This is a genomic window from Campylobacter sp. CFSAN093249 (assembly GCF_011067895.1).
GTDB lineage: Bacteria > Campylobacterota > Campylobacteria > Campylobacterales > Campylobacteraceae > Campylobacter_D > Campylobacter_D jejuni.
On record NZ_JAAMWM010000005.1, the window covers coordinates 130,569 to 148,531 of the forward strand.

General features: G+C 31.5%; 21 protein-coding genes. 18 read left to right on the forward strand and 3 right to left on the reverse strand.

What is annotated here, in order from left to right; genetic code table 11:
* The 11 genes from FBF10_RS04475 to argS all read left to right on the forward strand — a co-directional run bounded on the left by FBF10_RS04475 (window position 1) and on the right by argS (window position 11,180).
* Entirely contained in the window at window positions 1-1,251 is a 1,251-nt protein-coding gene (locus FBF10_RS04475; protein WP_002852758.1) for a cytochrome bc complex cytochrome b subunit, read from the forward strand.
* Window positions 1,248-2,372, forward strand: coding sequence for a cytochrome c1 (locus tag FBF10_RS04480; RefSeq protein ID WP_002852693.1), 1,125 nt, complete (start codon window positions 1,248-1,250; stop codon window positions 2,370-2,372). The genes FBF10_RS04475 and FBF10_RS04480 overlap by 4 nt, the downstream gene beginning before the upstream one ends.
* A gap of 127 nt (window positions 2,373-2,499) precedes the next feature.
* Window positions 2,500-3,663, forward strand: coding sequence for a cyclopropane-fatty-acyl-phospholipid synthase family protein (locus tag FBF10_RS04485; protein ID WP_002852655.1), 1,164 nt, complete (start codon window positions 2,500-2,502; stop codon window positions 3,661-3,663).
* A gap of 115 nt (window positions 3,664-3,778) precedes the next feature.
* Window positions 3,779-4,570 carry a 30S ribosomal protein S2 gene (gene rpsB, locus FBF10_RS04490; protein WP_002853455.1) on the forward strand — a complete coding sequence of 264 codons (792 nt, stop codon included), beginning with the start codon at window positions 3,779-3,781 and terminating at the stop codon, window positions 4,568-4,570.
* A complete protein-coding gene (gene tsf / locus FBF10_RS04495) occupies window positions 4,570-5,643 on the forward strand; it encodes a translation elongation factor Ts (RefSeq protein WP_002859268.1) in 1,074 nt (357 codons plus the stop codon). Before rpsB ends, tsf begins: the two co-directional genes overlap by 1 nt.
* 12 nt (window positions 5,644-5,655) lie before the next feature.
* Entirely contained in the window at window positions 5,656-6,291 is a 636-nt protein-coding gene (locus tag FBF10_RS04500) for an ABC transporter ATP-binding protein (protein ID WP_002867385.1), read from the forward strand.
* The gene (fliR, locus tag FBF10_RS04505; RefSeq protein ID WP_002859266.1) at window positions 6,278-7,045 is read left to right on the forward strand and encodes a flagellar biosynthetic protein FliR; all 768 of its coding nucleotides are present in this window, start codon (window positions 6,278-6,280) and stop codon (window positions 7,043-7,045) included. Before FBF10_RS04500 ends, fliR begins: the two co-directional genes overlap by 14 nt.
* A gap of 56 nt (window positions 7,046-7,101) precedes the next feature.
* Window positions 7,102-8,715 (forward strand): hypothetical protein, encoded by a 1,614-nt coding sequence (locus tag FBF10_RS04510; protein ID WP_032587248.1) that lies wholly within the window; start codon window positions 7,102-7,104, stop codon window positions 8,713-8,715.
* Complete coding sequence (gmk, locus tag FBF10_RS04515) at window positions 8,712-9,335, forward strand: guanylate kinase (protein WP_079261545.1); 624 nt, start codon at window positions 8,712-8,714, stop codon at window positions 9,333-9,335. The genes FBF10_RS04510 and gmk overlap by 4 nt, the downstream gene beginning before the upstream one ends.
* Window position 9,336: 1 nt before the next feature.
* A complete protein-coding gene (locus FBF10_RS04520) occupies window positions 9,337-9,576 on the forward strand; it encodes a twin-arginine translocase TatA/TatE family subunit (RefSeq protein WP_002852866.1) in 240 nt (79 codons plus the stop codon).
* Between the two features lie 11 nt (window positions 9,577-9,587).
* Window positions 9,588-11,180 carry an arginine--tRNA ligase gene (gene argS, locus FBF10_RS04525; protein ID WP_002868584.1) on the forward strand — a complete coding sequence of 531 codons (1,593 nt, stop codon included), beginning with the start codon at window positions 9,588-9,590 and terminating at the stop codon, window positions 11,178-11,180.
* A 17-nt stretch (window positions 11,181-11,197) separates the two neighbouring features.
* Here the strand turns inward: argS and FBF10_RS04530 are convergent, their stop codons facing one another.
* Both FBF10_RS04530 and FBF10_RS04535 read right to left on the reverse strand, forming a co-directional pair.
* Window positions 11,198-11,506 carry a multidrug efflux SMR transporter gene (locus FBF10_RS04530; RefSeq protein WP_002777309.1) on the reverse strand — a complete coding sequence of 103 codons (309 nt, stop codon included), beginning with the start codon at window positions 11,504-11,506 and terminating at the stop codon, window positions 11,198-11,200.
* Window positions 11,506-11,847, reverse strand: a complete 342-nt coding sequence (locus tag FBF10_RS04535) for a multidrug efflux SMR transporter (protein ID WP_002777281.1) — start codon at window positions 11,845-11,847, stop codon at window positions 11,506-11,508. The genes FBF10_RS04530 and FBF10_RS04535 overlap by 1 nt, the downstream gene beginning before the upstream one ends.
* A gap of 108 nt (window positions 11,848-11,955) precedes the next feature.
* On the opposite strand from FBF10_RS04535, the gene FBF10_RS04540 reads away from it, so the two are divergent.
* From FBF10_RS04540 to FBF10_RS04560, 5 genes are all read left to right on the forward strand, one after another.
* A complete protein-coding gene (locus FBF10_RS04540; protein ID WP_002780603.1) occupies window positions 11,956-12,663 on the forward strand; it encodes a YebC/PmpR family DNA-binding transcriptional regulator in 708 nt (235 codons plus the stop codon).
* 9 nt (window positions 12,664-12,672) lie between these two features.
* Window positions 12,673-13,155, forward strand: a complete 483-nt coding sequence (locus FBF10_RS04545) for a peptidylprolyl isomerase (protein WP_002869004.1) — start codon at window positions 12,673-12,675, stop codon at window positions 13,153-13,155.
* A gap of 163 nt (window positions 13,156-13,318) precedes the next feature.
* Window positions 13,319-14,719 carry a DUF3373 family protein gene (locus tag FBF10_RS04550; RefSeq protein WP_044278382.1) on the forward strand — a complete coding sequence of 467 codons (1,401 nt, stop codon included), beginning with the start codon at window positions 13,319-13,321 and terminating at the stop codon, window positions 14,717-14,719.
* A gap of 10 nt (window positions 14,720-14,729) precedes the next feature.
* Window positions 14,730-14,957 (forward strand): hypothetical protein, encoded by a 228-nt coding sequence (locus tag FBF10_RS04555; RefSeq protein WP_002822505.1) that lies wholly within the window; start codon window positions 14,730-14,732, stop codon window positions 14,955-14,957.
* A gap of 80 nt (window positions 14,958-15,037) precedes the next feature.
* Window positions 15,038-15,640: a DedA family protein gene (locus FBF10_RS04560; protein ID WP_002842592.1), complete on the forward strand. Its 603-nt coding sequence runs from the start codon at window positions 15,038-15,040 to the stop codon at window positions 15,638-15,640.
* Here the strand turns inward: FBF10_RS04560 and FBF10_RS04565 are convergent.
* Entirely contained in the window at window positions 15,637-16,563 is a 927-nt protein-coding gene (locus tag FBF10_RS04565; RefSeq protein WP_002859260.1) for an L-lactate dehydrogenase, read from the reverse strand. The two genes, FBF10_RS04560 and FBF10_RS04565, sit on opposite strands and share 4 nt — an antisense overlap.
* Before the next feature lie 66 nt (window positions 16,564-16,629).
* On the opposite strand from FBF10_RS04565, the gene FBF10_RS04570 reads away from it, so the two are divergent.
* Both FBF10_RS04570 and FBF10_RS04575 read left to right on the forward strand, forming a co-directional pair.
* Window positions 16,630-17,406 carry a threonine/serine exporter ThrE family protein gene (locus tag FBF10_RS04570; RefSeq protein ID WP_002853925.1) on the forward strand — a complete coding sequence of 259 codons (777 nt, stop codon included), beginning with the start codon at window positions 16,630-16,632 and terminating at the stop codon, window positions 17,404-17,406.
* The gene (locus tag FBF10_RS04575) at window positions 17,403-17,897 is read left to right on the forward strand and encodes a threonine/serine exporter family protein (protein ID WP_002831613.1); all 495 of its coding nucleotides are present in this window, start codon (window positions 17,403-17,405) and stop codon (window positions 17,895-17,897) included. The genes FBF10_RS04570 and FBF10_RS04575 overlap by 4 nt, the downstream gene beginning before the upstream one ends.
* Window positions 17,898-17,963 lie beyond the last annotated feature (66 nt).

Sequence of the window (17,963 nt, forward strand, 5' to 3'; positions counted from 1 at the left end):
ATGGCACAAATTAGAAAAGCTAATGGTCTTGTAGATTGGCTTGATCAAAGACTTGCGGTACATAAACTGCTTGATGTTTTAATGGTAAAGTATTGGATACCAAAGCAAATTAACTTTCTTTGGGCAATGGGGGTTATTTTAACCACTCTTTTTGCAGTGCTTTTTGTTACAGGACTTTTACTTGTGATGTATTATAAACCAGATACTGCACTTGCTTTTGATAGTGTGAATAAGACTATTATGCAAGAGGTGGACTATGGATGGCTTTGGCGTCACATGCATGGTGTTGCCGCTTCTGTTGTATTTTTGATTATATACATACATATGCTAACAGGAATTTATTACGGTTCTTATAAAAAAGGTCGTGAGATGATTTGGGTTAGCGGTATGCTTTTGTTTGTTGTATTTTCTGCTGAAGCTTTTAGTGGGTATATGCTTCCTTGGGGACAAATGAGTTATTGGGCAGCTCAAGTAATCACTAATCTTTTTGGAGGGATACCATTTATTGGCCCTGAACTTGTGATTTGGATTCGTGGAGATTATGCGGTTTCTGATCCAACTTTAACAAGATTTTTTATGCTTCATGTGTGCTTGCTTCCTATAGTTATCATTGCTATTATAGCATTTCACTTCTATTCTTTAAGAATTCCTCATGTTAATAATGAAATTTCTGAAGAACTTGACTTTGATTTAGAGGCTGAAAAATACATGGCAGGTGACACAAAGGGTTCTAAAGTGATTCCTTTTTGGCCAGGATTTTTATCAAAAGATTTTATGTATATAAGCTTTTTTATGATTTTCTTCTTTTATTTGGTCTGTTTTAAATTTGAATTTGCAATGGATCCAATTAATTTTGATCCAGCTAATGCGCTTAAAACACCAGCTCATATTTATCCTGAGTGGTATTTCTTATGGAGTTATGAAGTTTTAAGAGGATTTTTCTTTGATATTGCAGGTATTAAAGCTTTTGATATAGGTTTGGCTGCATTTGGTATTGCTCAAGTGATTTTCTTCTTACTTCCTTGGCTTGATAGAAGTGATGTGGTAAAACCAGCTCATGAAAGACCTTTATTTTTCATTTGGTTTTGGATATTGCTTATTGATTTAATTGTTTTAACTGTTTATGGAAAATTACCTCCAACAGGTGTAAATGCTTGGGTAGGATTTTACGCTTCTATAGTATTTTTACTTTTACTTATTGTAGTTTTACCGGTTATTACTATTATGGAGAGAAAAGGAGCTAAACAATGAGAGAAATAAAAATATTTTTAGTTGTAGTAGTTTTTACTGCACTTGTATATTGGGGGGTAGAGCCTTATGCTCATTCAGTGATGAAGCCTCATGTTGCTCCTGCAAATTTTGATTTTGCTGTTGAAGATACTACTTTTGCAAAAGGTATAGTTGAAGCTAAAGAATTAGCTCTAAAAGATGCACAAGCTTCAGGAGATGCTAAAAGAATAGAGAGTGCAAACAAAGAACTTGAAAAAGCAAAAGAAGAATTAAGCAAGGTTGAAACACTTTGGGCAGATGTTGCAAAGATCGATTTTGCTAAGGGTGATGCAAAAAAAGGTAAAGAATTTTTTGAAAATAACTGTTTTGCATGTCATGGTGTAAAAGAAGATGGAATAGCAGCTAATATTACTGATTCTTCTATGGGAGTAATACCGCCTGATCTCAGTGCAGCTGGTGCTATTTTTGATGAAAAATTTTTAGCAGCTTTGATTATGCATCCTGCGCTTGCTTTAAAAGTAGATCATAAATTTGGTGATGCTTTTATTATGACAGCTTACAATAAAGATACTTCAGGAGAAAGTGAAGAAGCTACAAATGCAAATATAGCCAATGTAATTGCTTATCTTAAAGATGTGAGTGTTAAATTTGAAGCCAATGAAGATGCTACTATTAAGAAAGATGTTGAGGCAAAATATGCTAAAATGGAAAATAGTGCTCAAAAAGCAGCTTTAATGGAAAAAGATATAAAATTTGCTAAAGATAAAGCAACTTTTATTGAGGCTTGCGGACGTTGTCATGATATGAAATACGATAGCTTTTTTACTCCATCAAATCAAAATGATTTAAAAACTTATTTAGGTTCTGTTCCACCTGATCTTTCTATGATGATAAGATCTCGTGGTGAGCAATATTTACATGATTTTATTAATAATACTCAAAAACTTCTTCCAGGAACCGCTATGCCAAGAGTAGGTTTAACAGAAGCTGCACAGGCTAAGGTTGTATCTTATATTGATCAAGTGGGTGATAGCAAAAAAGAAGAAAGAAAAACTACAGGAATTTATGTAATGATATTCTTTGTAATTTTAAGTATTTTTGCTATAGGTTGGAAGCGTTCTGTTTGGTCTAAATTACATTAGTATTATAAAATTTTTGCCACTATTTTATATCTGTGGCAAAAATTCTATCTTTTCTTCAATTTTATCAAATTTTAAACATAATTAAGAGATACTATCAAATAATAATTTTTATTAGTTGGAGTATGTTATGCTTGAAAAACAAATGATTAAATTTATTCTTTCAAAATGGAATTATGGAAATTTTAGAATTGTATTTTGGGATCAAGAAGAATTTCATGTGGGTAATCAGCCTGCTAAATTTTCTTTAATTTTCAAAGAAAAAATACCTTTTTTAAAATTATTTAGTGATACGAGTTTAGTTTTTGCAAAACATTATATGGAGTCTAAACTAGAAATAGAAGGTGATTATGATGAAATAGCTAAAGTTTTGTATTATTTTTCAAATAAGCGTTTTTTAAAAAATACAGAGGATATCTTGAGTAAAATAGCCCAAAAACAGGAAAGTAAAAATATCAAAAGTCATTATGATATAGGTAATGATTTTTATAAGCTTTGGCTTGATGATACTATGAGCTATTCTTGCGCTTATTTTAAAGAGCCTAATAATACTCTTTATGAAGCTCAAATTAACAAAATAGAACATACTCTTAAAAAACTTGATTTAAAAGAAGGAGAAAAGCTTTTAGATATAGGTTGTGGCTGGGGTTGGCTTTCTATTATGGCGGCTCAAAAGTATGGAGTTAAGGTTGTTGGAATTACTATTTCAGAGGAGCAGTGTAAAAAAGCTAAGGAAAGAGTAAAAGAACTTGGTCTTGAAGATAAAATAGAAATAAGACTTCAAAATTATCAAGATTTAGAATTTGAAAATTATTTTGATAAAGTTGTTTCTGTGGGTATGTTTGAACATGTAGGCAAAGAGAATTTAGGACTTTATTTCATGAAAGTAAAACAAGTGTTAAAACCTGGAGGTTCTATGCTTTTACATTCTATTTTAGCCATGTTTGAAGGAAAAACAAATGCTTGGATAGATAAATATATTTTTCCAGGAGGATATTTACCTTCTTTAAGAGAGGTTGTAAGTGCTATGAGTGAGTGGGATTTTCATCTTCTTTTAGCAGAAAGTTTAAGAATGCACTATGCAAAAACTTTAGATTTATGGGATGAAAATTTTAACAAAGTATTGGACAAGGTAAGGGAAAAATATGATGAAGAATTTATAAGAATGTGGGATTTATACCTTCGTTCTTGTGCCTCTGCTTTTCGTGTTGGAAGCGTGGATTTGTTTCAATTTTTAATCACAAAAGAAATCAATAATAATCTAAGCCTTACCAAGGACTACATATATAAGTAAAAACTAAACTTAAATTTGATAAAATATTAGCTTCATTTCACACGCATCAATCCTTTTTAGCTTGTGTAAATTAAGGGATGTGGAGGAATAAAGCTAAATTTATAAGGAGAAACTCATGGTTAGTATGAGAGATTTATTAGAATGCGGTGTGCATTTTGGACACCAAACAAGACGCTGGAATCCAAAGATGAAAAAATTCATTTTTGGCGAGAGAAAAGGTATTTATGTAATTGATTTACAAAAAACTTTAAGATATTTTAGATATACCTATAATATCGTTCGTGACGCTGCTGCCGAAGGAAAAACTATACTTTTTGTCGGGACAAAAAAACAAGCAGGTGGAGCGATTAAAGAATACGCTGAAAAATGTGGTATGCCTTATGTAAATCATAGATGGCTTGGCGGTATGATGACAAATTTTGGTACCATTCGCCAATCAATTAGAAAATTAGAAGTAATTGAAAAAATGGAAGAAGATGGAAGTATTAAACTTTTAACTAAAAAAGAAGCTTTAATGCTTACAAGAAAAAAAGAAAAATTATTAGCTTATTTAGGTGGAATTCGTTATATGAAAACTCAACCTGATATGATTTTTGTTATTGACACAGTAAAAGAAAAAATTGCTGTTCAAGAAGCAAATAGATTAAGAATTCCTGTTGTAGCTCCACTAGATACAAACTGCGATCCTGACTTGGTAACTTATCCTATTCCAGGAAATGATGATGCAATTCGTTCAGTGCAACTTTTCTGCCAAGAAATGGCTGAAGCGATTAATGAAGGAAAAGCTTTAAGAGAACAAGATGGCGAAGCTTTAGCAAATGAAGAAAAAGAAATCACCGATGAAGAGAAAAAAGAAGTTTTAGATGAAGCGATGAGCGAAGAAGACTTCGGTGAGGAGCAAGAATAATGGCTGAAATTACTGCTGCAATGGTAAAAGAACTCCGCGAAAGTACAGGCGCGGGGATGATGGATTGTAAAAATGCTTTGAGTGAAACTAATGGAGATTTTGATAAAGCAGTACAACTTTTAAGAGAAAAAGGTTTAGGTAAGGCTGCTAAAAAAGCAGATAGACTTGCTGCAGAAGGTTTAGTAAGTGTAAAAGTAAGTGATGATTTTACAAGCGCAACTGTAAGTGAGATTAATTCCGAAACAGATTTTGTGGCAAAAAATGATCAGTTTATCGCTTTAACAAAAGATACTACAGCTCATATTCAAAGCAATAGCTTGCAAAGTGTGGAAGAGCTTCACTCAAGTACGATTAATGGTGTAAAATTTGAAGAATATTTAAAAAGTCAAATTGCAACTATAGGAGAAAACTTAGTTGTAAGAAGATTTGCAACTTTAAAAGCAGGTGCTAACGGCGTTGTAAATGGTTATATCCATACAAATGGCCGTGTGGGCGTTGTGATCGCTGCAGCTTGTGATAGCACTGAAGTGGCTTCAAAATCAAGAGATTTGTTAAGACAAATTTGTATGCATATTGCAGCAATGAGACCAAGTTATTTAAGTTATGAAGATTTGGATATGACTTTTGTTGAAAATGAATACAAAGCTTTGGTTGCTGAACTTGAAAAAGAAAATGAAGAAAGACGCAGACTGAAAGATCCAAATAAACCTGAACATAAAATTCCTCAATTTGCAAGTCGCAAACAATTAAGCGATGCAATTTTAAAAGAAGCTGAAGAAAAAATCAAAGAAGAACTTAAAGCTCAAGGTAAACCTGAAAAAATTTGGGATAATATCATTCCAGGTAAAATGAATAGCTTTATAGCCGATAATTCTCAACTCGATAGCAAACTTACTTTAATGGGTCAGTTTTATGTACTGGATGACAAAAAAACTGTAGAACAAGTAATTGCCGAAAAAGAAAAAGAATTTGGTGGAAAAATTAAAATTGTAGAATTTATTTGCTTTGAAGTTGGTGAAGGTTTAGAAAAGAAAACTGAAGATTTTGCGGCTGAAGTTGCTGCACAACTTTAAAAACGGTTAAAAATGGAACTCTTAAGAGCGGAAAATTTAAGCCATAGTTTTGATTATCCGCTTTTTGAGGGTTTAAATCTTACTTTAAATACTAAAGATTGCATTGCTATTCAAGGGAGTAGCGGTTGTGGTAAATCTACTCTTTTGCATATACTTTCTTCTTTATTAATTCCAAAAAAAGGTGAAGTTTTTTTTAAAGGTTCTAATCTTTATCAGATGGATGAAAACGAAAGATTAAAAATTCGCCGCTATGATTTTGGTATTATTTTTCAGACACATTATCTTTTTAAAGGTTTTTCAGCTTTAGAAAATATCGAACTTGCTAGTGTTTTATCGGGTCAAGATTTAGATGAGAAAATTTTAAAAAGGTTAGGTATTGATACACTTTTGCATCAAAAAATAGGAAAGCTTAGCGGCGGACAACAACAGCGTGTGAGTATCGCACGTGTGCTTTGTAAAAAACCAAAGATTATTTTTGCTGATGAAGCAACTGGAAATTTGGATTTTGATAATGCTAAAAATGTTATCGAACTTTTAATTTCTTATGTTAAAGAAAATGATGCGGCTTTATTTTTTGTAACTCACGATAGTAAGCTCGCAAGTTTTTGTGATAAAATTTATACTATAAACGTCAATGGAATTTGTTAATTATTTAGGCGATAAAAATGTTGTAACTTTTATGTTGCTTCTTGCTAGAATGAGTGGTCTTATAGTTTTTTTTCCTTTTTTTTCACATAATTCTATTCCTATGGTAATAAAAAGTACTATAGTTTTATTTTTGACTATGTATTTATATCCTTTGGCTAGATTAGAATCTTTGCATTTAGATAGTTTTTTTGTTTTACAGCTTATTAGTGAAGTGATTTTTGGAATGATAGCAGGATTAATGCTTCAAATTATTTTTGCTATTATTATGATGGCAGGTGAGCAGATTGCTTTTACTATGGGATTTACTATGGCAAGTATATTAGATCCAAGTTCTGGAACGAGTATGCCTATTACGGCACAAATTTTAAATTTACTTGCTTTGATGTTTTTTCTTGCTTTTGATGGCCATCATTTAATGCTTTTGTTTTTAAGTCATTCTTTGGGTTATATTAGTTTAGGTGGATTTTATCCGCATGAGAATTTAATGCATTATTTAAATATGGGTATGTTTAATATTTTCATCATAGGTTTTACCATGAGCTTTCCTATACTTGGAATTTCACTTTTAGCCGATGTTATTTTTGGACTTTTGATGAAAACAATGCCACAATTTAATCTTTTAGTTATTGGCTATCCTATAAAGATAGCTCTAGGTTTTGTAGTTTTGATTGCTATTTTACTAGTTATGATGCAATATTTTAAAAATTTAATTTTAGAACTTTTTACTCATATGCAAACTCTTTTTTTCTCCTAAGGAAAGGATAAATGAAATTATCGTAAAATAGCGATTATTTTTTAAGGATTAAAGTGATGAAAATTTTACTTTTAAATGAAAACCCTGTAGTTTCAAGACTTGTAAGCCTTAGTGCTAAAAAAATGTCTTATGATTTTGAAGAACTTAATGCTTATAGTGAAAATTTGGGTAATTATGATGTGATTGTTGTAGATAGTGATACTCCAGCACCTTTAAAAATTCTTAAAGAAAAATGCGATAGATTGATTTTTTTAGCCCCGCGAAATCAAAATGTAGAAGATATAGATGCGCAAATTTTACAAAAACCTTTTTTACCTACAGATTTTTTAAATTTGCTTAATAATAAAGATGCGAACAAGCATACATCTATTGATTTGCCAATGTTAAGCAATGATGAAAATCCTTATGCTGATATAAGCTTGGATTTAGATAATTTAAATTTAGATGATTTGCCTGATGAAAATTCTTTAGATATAAATTCAGAGGGAATGGAAGATTTGAGTTTTGATGATGATGCTCAAGATGATAATGCAAACAAAACTTTAGAAACTCAAAATTTAGAACAAGAAACAATTAAAGAACAGACTCAAGAAGACACTCAAACTGATTTAGATTTAACTTTAGAAGATGGTGAAAGCGAAAAAGAAGACTTAAGCCAAGAACATACAGCTTTGGATACTGAGCCTAGTTTAGATGAGCTAGATGATAAAAATGATGAAGATTTAGAAATCAAAGAAGATGATAAAAATGAAGAAATAGAAAAGCAAGAATTATTAGACGATTCTAAAACAAATACATTAGAAATGCAAGAAGAGCTTAGCGAATCTCAAGATGATAATGCAAACAAAACTTTAGAAACTCAAAATTTAGAACAAGAAACAATTAAAGAACAGACTCAAGAAGACACTCAAACTGATTTAGATTTAACTTTAGAAGATGGTGAAAGCGAAAAAGAAGACTTAAGCCAAGAACATACAGCTTTGGATACTGAGCCTAGTTTAGATGAGCTAGATGATAAAAATGATGAAGATTTAGAAGATAACAAAGAATTACAAGCTAATATAAGCGACTTTGATGATCTTCCTGTGGTTGAAGAGCAAGAAAAAGAAATGGATTTTGATGATCTTCCTGAGGATGCTGAATTTTTAGGTCAAGCAAAAGATAATGAAGAATCAGAGGAAGTTTTAGAGGAGTTTGCTCCTGTTGTGGAAGAAGATGTTCAAGATGAAATGGATGATTTTACTTCAAATTTGAGTACTCAAGATCAAATCAAAGAAGAACTAGCTCAACTTGATGAGCTTGATTATGGTATTGATAGTGACAATAGTAGCAAGGTCTTAGAAGATTTTAAAGATGAACCAATTTTAGACGATAAAGAATTAGGAACAAATGAAGAGGAAGTGGTTGTGCCAAATTTAAATATAAGTGATTTTGATACATTGAAAGAAAGTGATATACAAGAAGCTCTTGGAGAGGAAATCTTAGAAAAAAATGAAGAGCCTATAGTAAGTGATGTAACTAAAGATGATAATAGCGAAGAGATAGTTAATGAGCTTAGCCAAAGCATAGCAGGAGCGATCACTTCAAGTATTAAAGATGATACCTTAAAAGCTGCTCTTAAGGGTATGAATATGAATATAAATATAAACATTAGTTTTAAAGAGGATTGAAATTGCAAGGTTTTGTTTTGTTGATTTCAGGTCCTAGTGGTGCTGGAAAATCAACTCTTTTAAAAAAACTTTTTGATGAATTTAAAGATGAGCTTTATTTTTCTATTTCTTCAACAACTCGCAAGCCAAGAGAGGGTGAAAAAAATGGAGTGCATTATCATTTTATATCTCATGAAGAATTTCAAAAGGGTATAGATAGTGATCATTTTCTAGAATGGGCTAGAGTGCATGAAAATTTTTATGGTACTTCTTTAAAGCACACCCAAGATGCTTTAGATAATGGAAAAATAGTTGTTTTTGATATTGATGTGCAAGGATTTAAAATAGCCAGAAAAAAAATGACTGATAAGATTGTTTCTGTTTTTATTACTACAAAAAATAAAGATGAGCTAAAAAAAAGACTTATTAAGCGAAATACTGATACAATAATACAACTAGAAAAAAGATTACAAAACGCTAGCGATGAAATGAAAGAGCTTAGCGAGTATGATTATCTTATCATTAACGATGAGTTAAAGCAAAGTTATGAAGCATTGCGAGCGATTTTAATCGCCCATAAATTTAGAACCAAAGGGCAGAATCTAGGGCAAATTCAAAATATTTGGAATGAAGGAGAATAAAATGGGTGGTTGGTCAAGTCCAAGTCATTGGTTGATTATTTTATTGATTGTTGTATTGCTTTTTGGAGCAAAAAAAATTCCAGAACTTGCAAAGGGTTTAGGTAAAGGTATTAAAACTTTTAAAGATGAAATGAATAATGATGATGAAGTAGCAAAAAATACTCAAAAAATAGAAGAAAATAAAAACACAACTAATAATACAAATGCTGATGCAAGTATAGACGAAACAAAAAAAGCTTAAGGTTTAGTCTTTTGAAAAGTATTATTTTTAATGAAATTAAAAAGATTTTAGAGTGTGATTTTGCGCTTGAAAATCCAAAGGATAAAAATTTAGCACATTTTGCTACCCCTTTGGCTTTTTCACTGGCTAAGGAATTAAAAAAATCCCCTATGTTGATCGCTAGCGACTTAGCGAGCAAATTTCAAAATCATGATTGTTTTGAATCAGTTGAAGCTGTAAATGGGTATTTAAATTTTAGAATTTCCAAAACTTTTTTAAATGAACTTGCAAATCAGGCTTTAACAAATCCAAATGATTTTACTAAAGGAGAAAAAAAACAAGAAAGTTTTTTGCTTGAATATGTGAGTGCAAATCCTACTGGGCCTTTACACATAGGACATGCAAGAGGCGCTGTTTTTGGAGACACCTTAACAAGACTTGCAAGACATTTGGGCTATAAATTTAATACAGAATACTATGTCAATGATGCGGGTAATCAAATTTATTTACTAGGGCTTTCTATTTTACTAAGTGTGAAAGAAAGTATACTTCATGAAAATGTTGAATATCCAGAGCAATATTACAAAGGCGAGTATATAGCGGATTTAGCAAAAGAAGCTTTTGAAAAATTTGGTAAAGAATTTTTTAGCGAAGAAAATATCCCTAGTTTGGCTGATTGGGCAAAAGATAAAATGCTTGTTTTGATTAAACAAAATTTAGAACAAGCAAAGATTAAAATTGACAGCTATGTAAGCGAAAGATCGTATTATGATGCTTTAAATGCAACTTTAGAATCTTTAAAAGAGCATAAAGGAATTTACGAGCAAGAAGGTAAAATTTGGCTTGCTTCTTCGCAAAAAGGCGATGAAAAAGATAGGGTAATTATCCGTGAAGATGGACGCGGGACTTATTTGGCAGCAGATATTGTTTATCATAAAGATAAAATGAGTCGTGGTTATGGAAAGTGTATTAATATTTGGGGAGCAGATCATCATGGTTATATCCCTAGAATGAAAGCTGCGATGGAATTTTTGGGATTTGACTCTAATAATCTTGAGATTATTTTAGCACAAATGGTTTCCCTACTTAAAGATGGAGAACCTTATAAAATGAGTAAAAGAGCAGGAAATTTTATCTTGATGAGCGATGTGGTTGATGAGATAGGAAGTGATGCTTTGCGTTATATCTTTTTGAGCAAAAAATGCGATACGCATTTGGAATTTGATATCAGTGATTTGCAAAAAGAAGATAGTTCTAATCCTGTGTATTATATCAACTATGCACACGCTAGAATTCATCAAGTGTTTGCTAAAGCTGGTAAAAAAATCGATGATGTAATGAAAGCTGATTTACAAAGTTTAAATCAAGATGGCGTAAATTTGCTTTTTGAAGCTTTGAATTTAAAGGCTGTTTTAAACGATGCTTTTGAAGCTAGAGCTTTGCAAAAAATTCCTGATTATCTTAAAAATTTAGCTGCAAATTTTCATAAATTCTACAATGAAAATAAAGTTGTAGGCTCTGCAAATGAAAATGATTTGCTTAAATTATTTTCTTTGGTTGCTCTTAGTATTAAAACCGCATTTTCTTTAATGGGTATTGAAGCAAAAAACAAAATGGAACATTAAAACAGCATTTTGCTGTTTTAATAGTTTAGTAAAAATACTGCTATTATCACGATAATGATACCTAAAATTCCTATTTTGTTTAATTTTTCTTTATATAAAATCCATCCACCAAGACAAGTTCCTATGATGCCTATAGCACCCCAAGTTGAGTAAGCTATGCTTAAAGGAACATATTTTAAAGAAAAAGAAAGTAGAAAAAAAGCAAGTATAGCATTGACAATCGCAGCTAAGCCCCAAATTTTATTCTTAAAACCATCTGATTTTTTTAGCAATAAATTTGCTACGATATCTAACAATGCCGATAGAACAATAATAAAAATATACATTATTCTTTAACCTCGCCTATATTAATCATGATAATTCCAACGATAGAAAGAACAATGCCTAGAATTTGAGTTAAGGTTAAACTCTCTTTAAAAACTATAAAAGAAACTAAAAGTATAAGAATAATCCCTAAAAGTTCCCATACAGCATAGGCTATGCCTACTTGAATTTTTTTAATCGCCTTGCCCATAAAAAAATAAGAAAAAGCTATAAATAAAGCCATAAATATATAGCCTAAAATTTGATTTTCCATTTTTAAAAAACTAGTACCTAAAACTTCAAATACAATAGCAGCAATCAAGAAAAACCAAGCAACAAAAAGTTCTTTTTTTGCGATATTCAAAAAGCTTCTCCCCAAAAATAAATGGTAAAATCATACCATTTAAAGCTTTAATTAGCCTTTTTAGTTTATACTTTTAAGTTTAAAAATCTTTAAAGAAAGTGAGAATTTATGGGACGAGCGTTTGAATACCGAAGAGCTTCTAAGGAGGCTAGATGGGATAAAATGAGTAAGCTTTTTCCTAAGCTTGCTAAAGCCATACAAGTAGCTGCTAAAGAAGGTGGCACTGATCCTGATATGAATCCAAAATTAAGAAGTGCTATAGCTACAGCAAAAGCAAATAATATGCCAAAAGATAATATAGATGCGGCTATTAAGCGTGCGAGTGGAAAGGATAGCGCAGATATTAAAAACATTCATTATGAAGGAAAAGCTGCACATGGAGCTTTGGTTATAGTTGAATGTATGAGCGATAACCCTACACGCACCGTGGCTAATGTAAAAGCTATTTTTAGTAAAAATGGTGGAGAAGTTTTGCAAAATGGATCTTTAGGCTTTATGTTTACTAGAAAAGCGGTTTTTCATCTTGAAAAATTTGCAGGAGATTTAGAAGAATTAGAACTTGATTTGATCGATGCAGGGCTTGAAGAATTAGAACAAAATGAAGAAGAGTTAGTAATTAGCGGTGATTATACTGCCTTTGGTGAGCTAAGTTCTGCTATAGAAGCTAAGGGTTTAGTTCTTAAAAAAGCAGGGCTTGAGTATATACCAAACAATCCTGTAAGCTTTAGCGAAGAACAGCTTAGCGATATAGAAAAACTTTTAGATAAGTTAGAAGACGATGATGATGTTCAAGCTGTTTATACAAATATAGATTAAGGAGAAATAATGATAAAAACAATTGACACAAGCAAAGTAAACGAATATAAATTTGCTCTTATAGAAACTGAAAAAGGCACAATGAAACTAAAACTTTTTGGCGATGAGGCTCCACAAACGGTTTGTAATTTTGCTACTTTGGCTAATGAAGGATTTTATAAAGATTTAAATTTCCATCGTGTGATCCCAAATTTTGTCATACAAGGGGGTTGTCCACACGGCAATGGTATAGGTGGGCCTGGATATGAAATCATTTGCGAATGTGATGATCAAGAACATAAACATGAGCGTGGAACCTTATCTATGGCACACGCAGGACGCGATACGGGTGGCTCTCAATTTTTTATTTGTCACAGCCCTCAAGCTCATTTAGATGGAGTTCATACTGTTTTTGGGCAAATTGATCCAAAAGATGAAGAAAGTTTAGAAGTTTTAGACTCTATACGCCAAGGAGATAAAATTTTAGACATAAAAATTTGTGATAAAATTTAAAAATTTAAAATTTTAAAACTTTTTTAAAACTGCAATATTTACAAAGCTAGTCATAAGTTTGACTAGCTAAAAATGATTAATGTATAATTTTTTTTTAAACTTTTTTTTCTATAATCACAATTTTAATTTGCTAAATGTAACAAAATTACAAGGAGTTATGATTATGAAAACTAAGTTTTCACTTATTTTAAGTGCTTGTCTTCTTTCATCTTCACTTTTTGCTAAAAATACAGATGATGAGATAACCAAGCTTCAAAAACAGCTTGCACAAATTCAAGCTGAACTTGCACAAATCAGAAAAGAAAGGGAAGCTCAAGCTAAGCAAAATGAAGCTGTAAAAGCTGAACTTGCTGATCTTAATGATAGAGCCGATGAAACAGAATTCCAAGCTGCTTTGAGCAAGGTTAAATTTGGACTTGAGTTTTCAACAGCAGTTTCAAATACAAACTATAAAGTTAGCGGACAAGATTATAGTGCTAATAACAAATGGATGAATGAGCTTCATTTAAATATGAATGCTGATATTAATGATAAAACCAAATTCTATGGTCGTTTATCTATGGCTAAAAATTGGTCTCAAATGGGTTGGAGTGGAAGCCCTTATGACTTAGATGCAGGAAGAAACACAAGATCAAGCGGGCCTGTACTTTATGTAGATAGAGCTTATCTTGACTACTACATCACACCTGAATGGATTGCGACTGTAGGAAGACAACCAGGAACCGATGGCCCAGGAAGTAATCTTAGAAACAATGCTTTAAGACAATCAACTTATCCAGCCTTAGCGATTAATGCTCTAGGTGATGCAGCAGTGATCACTTATAAACCTGAAAGTTTGCAAGATCATAAAGTAGCTATCCGTGCAGCTTATGGTAAAACTTATCAATGGGATGAAGAAGGCAAGGTAAGAGACTGGATGAGCGATCAAAAAGATGCTGATGCAAATCTTTACTATGCTGCAGTAGAAGGAGAGCTTCCTATAGAAGGTATGGGAAATAATCTTATTATCTTCAATGTGGCTCATATGACTGATTTTGCATTGCCATTGCCTAGTATTCCTTCTATTCTAAATCAAGGTGTTTATAATCTTGGGGATTTAACTTTAGCAAATATTCATTTTGAAAACTATAATGCTTTTGGAACAAATTTTAATTATTTTGTATCTTTAGGGTATTCTAACGGAGCAAATGCACATACTCTAAGTGTAATTCCTACCATACAATCTCAATTGGAATTTAATGAAAAAGATGGTTATGCTGTGCATGTAGGCGGACGCTATGATTTTACCAAGGCTTTAAAAGTAGGGTATGAGTTTTTCTGGGGAAGTAGATACTGGTATACTATGAGCCGTCCAAGTATCAACGATCCGCTTAATATAAGAATGACAAGAGGAACAGCACATGATTTTTATGTGATTTATCAACTTGATAGATATCAATTCTTACGCTTAAGTTATACTAATATCCAAAATATTTGGGGTAATCGTGGCTTACCATTTGGTGGAGCGAAAAAAGATAAAGCAAGAGCTGATAATATCATGTTAATGTATAATGTAAAATTCTAAGGAGCAAAAGATGAGAAAAATACTTTTTGCAAGTTTATTACCTATCATTGCTTTGGCTGATTGTGCAAGTTTGATGGCAAAATACGAAGCTCCAGAGCCAGAGTCAAAAACAATGAAACAAGTTGAACGCTGGATTAATAAAAAAGTTAGCGATCCAGCTGATGCTGCTGTTTTAAAAGAGTGTATGATCGCTCGTGCAGCGGACAATCCAAATCAAGTTTCAGTTGCAGGTAAATAAAAAAAGCGGTGTAAAACCGCTTTTTACTGTTTAATTTTTTAAGCTACAATTTTTTAAAATTTTCTTCAAATAAGGCTAACATGCAAGAAATCATTTCTTTTATTGTTGAGACGGCTAGTGCTTGGGGGTATTTGGGTATTATTATCTTAATGACCTTAGAGAGTTGTTTTATACCTTTTCCAAGTGAAGTTGTTATGATACCTGCTGGATATTTGGCACATAAAGGCGAACTTGATATCACTCTTTGTATACTTAGTGGGACTTTAGGTTCTGTTTTAGGGGCTTTGATTAATTATTATATTTGCTTTTTTTGGGGTAAAAATTTTGTATTAAAATGGGGTAAGTATTTTGGTATAAACGAAGCCAAATTTGCTAAATTTGAAGAATTTTTCAACAAACACGGGGAATTTTCAACCTTTACTTGTCGTCTTTTACCAGGGATTCGTCAGTACATCTCTATGCCTGCAGGTTTGGTAAAAATGAAACTTGTAAATTTTATACTTTTTACTGCACTTGGTAGTGCTATTTGGGTGGCTATACTTGTATTTTTGGGTTATTATATAGGACAAAATGAAGAGTTGATTAAAACTTATTTAACTCAAATTTTAATCATTATAATTGTTTTTGTGATTTTAGCAAGTTTAATTTATATCAAAATCAAAAAGCCTTTTAAAAAGGCTTAAATTTTATCTTTTACGCTTTGTATGGCGTTTTTGATTTGTTGTTTTGAATTTTCTAATTTTATTTTTTCTTTTTCATTGAATTTTAATTCAAAAACCTTTTCTATACCATCTTTTCCTATGATAGCGGGCATTGAAAAAGCTATATCATCAAAAACCACACTTACAGGATGTAAACTTTTTCTATCTTCTAGGATGGCTTTGGCCAAATTTACACAAGAAGTTCCTATGCCAAATTCTGTTCTTCCTTTGCGTTCATAGATGAAATATCCCTCGCTAATCACGGCTTTTTCGAGTTCTTGTATGTCTAAATCTTTGCCTAATTTTTGCTTATAAAAATCTAATAAATTTTGTCCTAAAACGCTTGCATTAGAAAGTGCTGCAAACTGAGAATCTCCATGTTCACCAATCATACAAGCAAAAATATCTTTTGAATTTATGTTTAAATCTTTGGCTAAAAATTTCTTAAGTCTTGAACTATCTAAATTTGTTCCACTACCAAAAACATGATTTTTAGGTAATTGGCTTAATACTTGAGTGTAGTAAGTTATGGTGTCATTTGGATTTGTTGCGACAATGTATTTGCCTTTAAAATTAGCATTTTTTAAGGTTAAGACAATGTCTTTAAGTTCGAGGATATTGTTTTGAAGTTCTACTAAGCGACTAGGTAGTTCTTTTAAGCTTTCTTTTCTAAAAGCTAAAATGATAATATCGCAAGAAGCTAAATTTTCTAAATTTGGCACATGAAAAATTTTTGTATAAGAAAAATGAATGGCTGACATATCTTCCAAATCTCTTGCATGAGCTAGAGCTAAATCTTGTTTTATATCATATAAGTAAAGTTCTGAACAAATTCCTTGAGTAACTATGCTATAAGCACTAGCAGCTCCTACATAACCTAAACCAACTATACCGATTTTTGCCATTTTTTCTCCTTATTTATTTTAAAATTTGCTATAATTATAACAAATTCAATCAAAGATTATTAAAATATGGAAAAACCTGATATACAAAGATTAACTAATTTTTTAATCGTATATACTAAAACTTTGCTAGGTGCTGGAACTTATACAGCTAGGGTGGCAAAATGCGTAGGAAGAATAGCTGAGGTTTATGGCTATGAGATAAATATCAATTTCTTTTTTCATCATATTACTTTAAATGTTGTAGATATGGATGATAACTCCATTCAAAGAACTTATGTTATACCCAATCATCATGCCCATGTTAATTTTAAGCTTATTTTTGATTTAAGTGCTTTAAGCTGGGCTATATATGATCACAAATACGATCTTGAAAAAGCAAAAGTCGTTTTTGAGCAAATTTCTCAACAAAAAAAGCATTCTTATTTGCTTAATCTTTTATTTGTTTCTATGGCAAATTCGGCTTTTTGCAGGCTTTTTGGTGGTGATTTTGGTGCTGGAAATTTAGTATTTTTTGCAACTTTTGTGGGATTGTTATTAAGATATATTTTAACTAAAGCAAAGATTGATTTAAGAATTCAATACATCCTTTGTTCTTTTATCTCATCATGGTTTGTATTTTTTGGACTGGATATGGGATATACCAATACTTCTGATGTGGCTTTGGGTTCTAGTATCTTGTATCTTATACCAGGAGTATTTTTTATAAATTCTGTGATTGATATATTAAAAGATCATATTTTAATGGGGCTTAGCCGTATTATCAGCGTGGCTATTTTGATTTGTTGTATAGCACTTGGAATTTACATGACGCTTAGTATTTCGGATTTTGGGATTTTAAGATGATTGAATTTATTTTAAGAGATATGTTTTTTGCTGCTGTGGCGGGATTTGGCTTTGCTTATGCTTGTAATCCACCTTTAAAAACCCTTATTTTATCTGCTCTTTTAGCGGCAATTGCACATGGGCTTCGTTTTACCTTGGTGGAATATTTTCATTTTCAAACTTTAGCAATTGCAACTTTTGTTGCTTCATTTTGCATAGGATGTTTAGGAATTGTTTTAGCAAAAATCATCAAAACTCCTGCTGAAATTATCGCTTTCCCTGCTCTTATTCCTATGATACCTGGAATTTATGCTTATAAAGCGATTTTGTATCTTATTTCTTTTATACGCAGTGATGATTTGAAGGCTAAGTCTGAATTTTTAGTTCAATTTTTTGATTATTTTTTTACAACTGTTTCTGTGACTTTGGCTCTAGCTATAGGAGTGAGTGTTACCTTGCTTATATTTTTTGAACAAAGTTTTATGATGACTAGACATGCAAAAAAACATTAAAACTTGTTGTAAATTTGTTTAATATTTCTTTTTATAATTTTAAATCAAAAATTTAAAAAAAAAGGT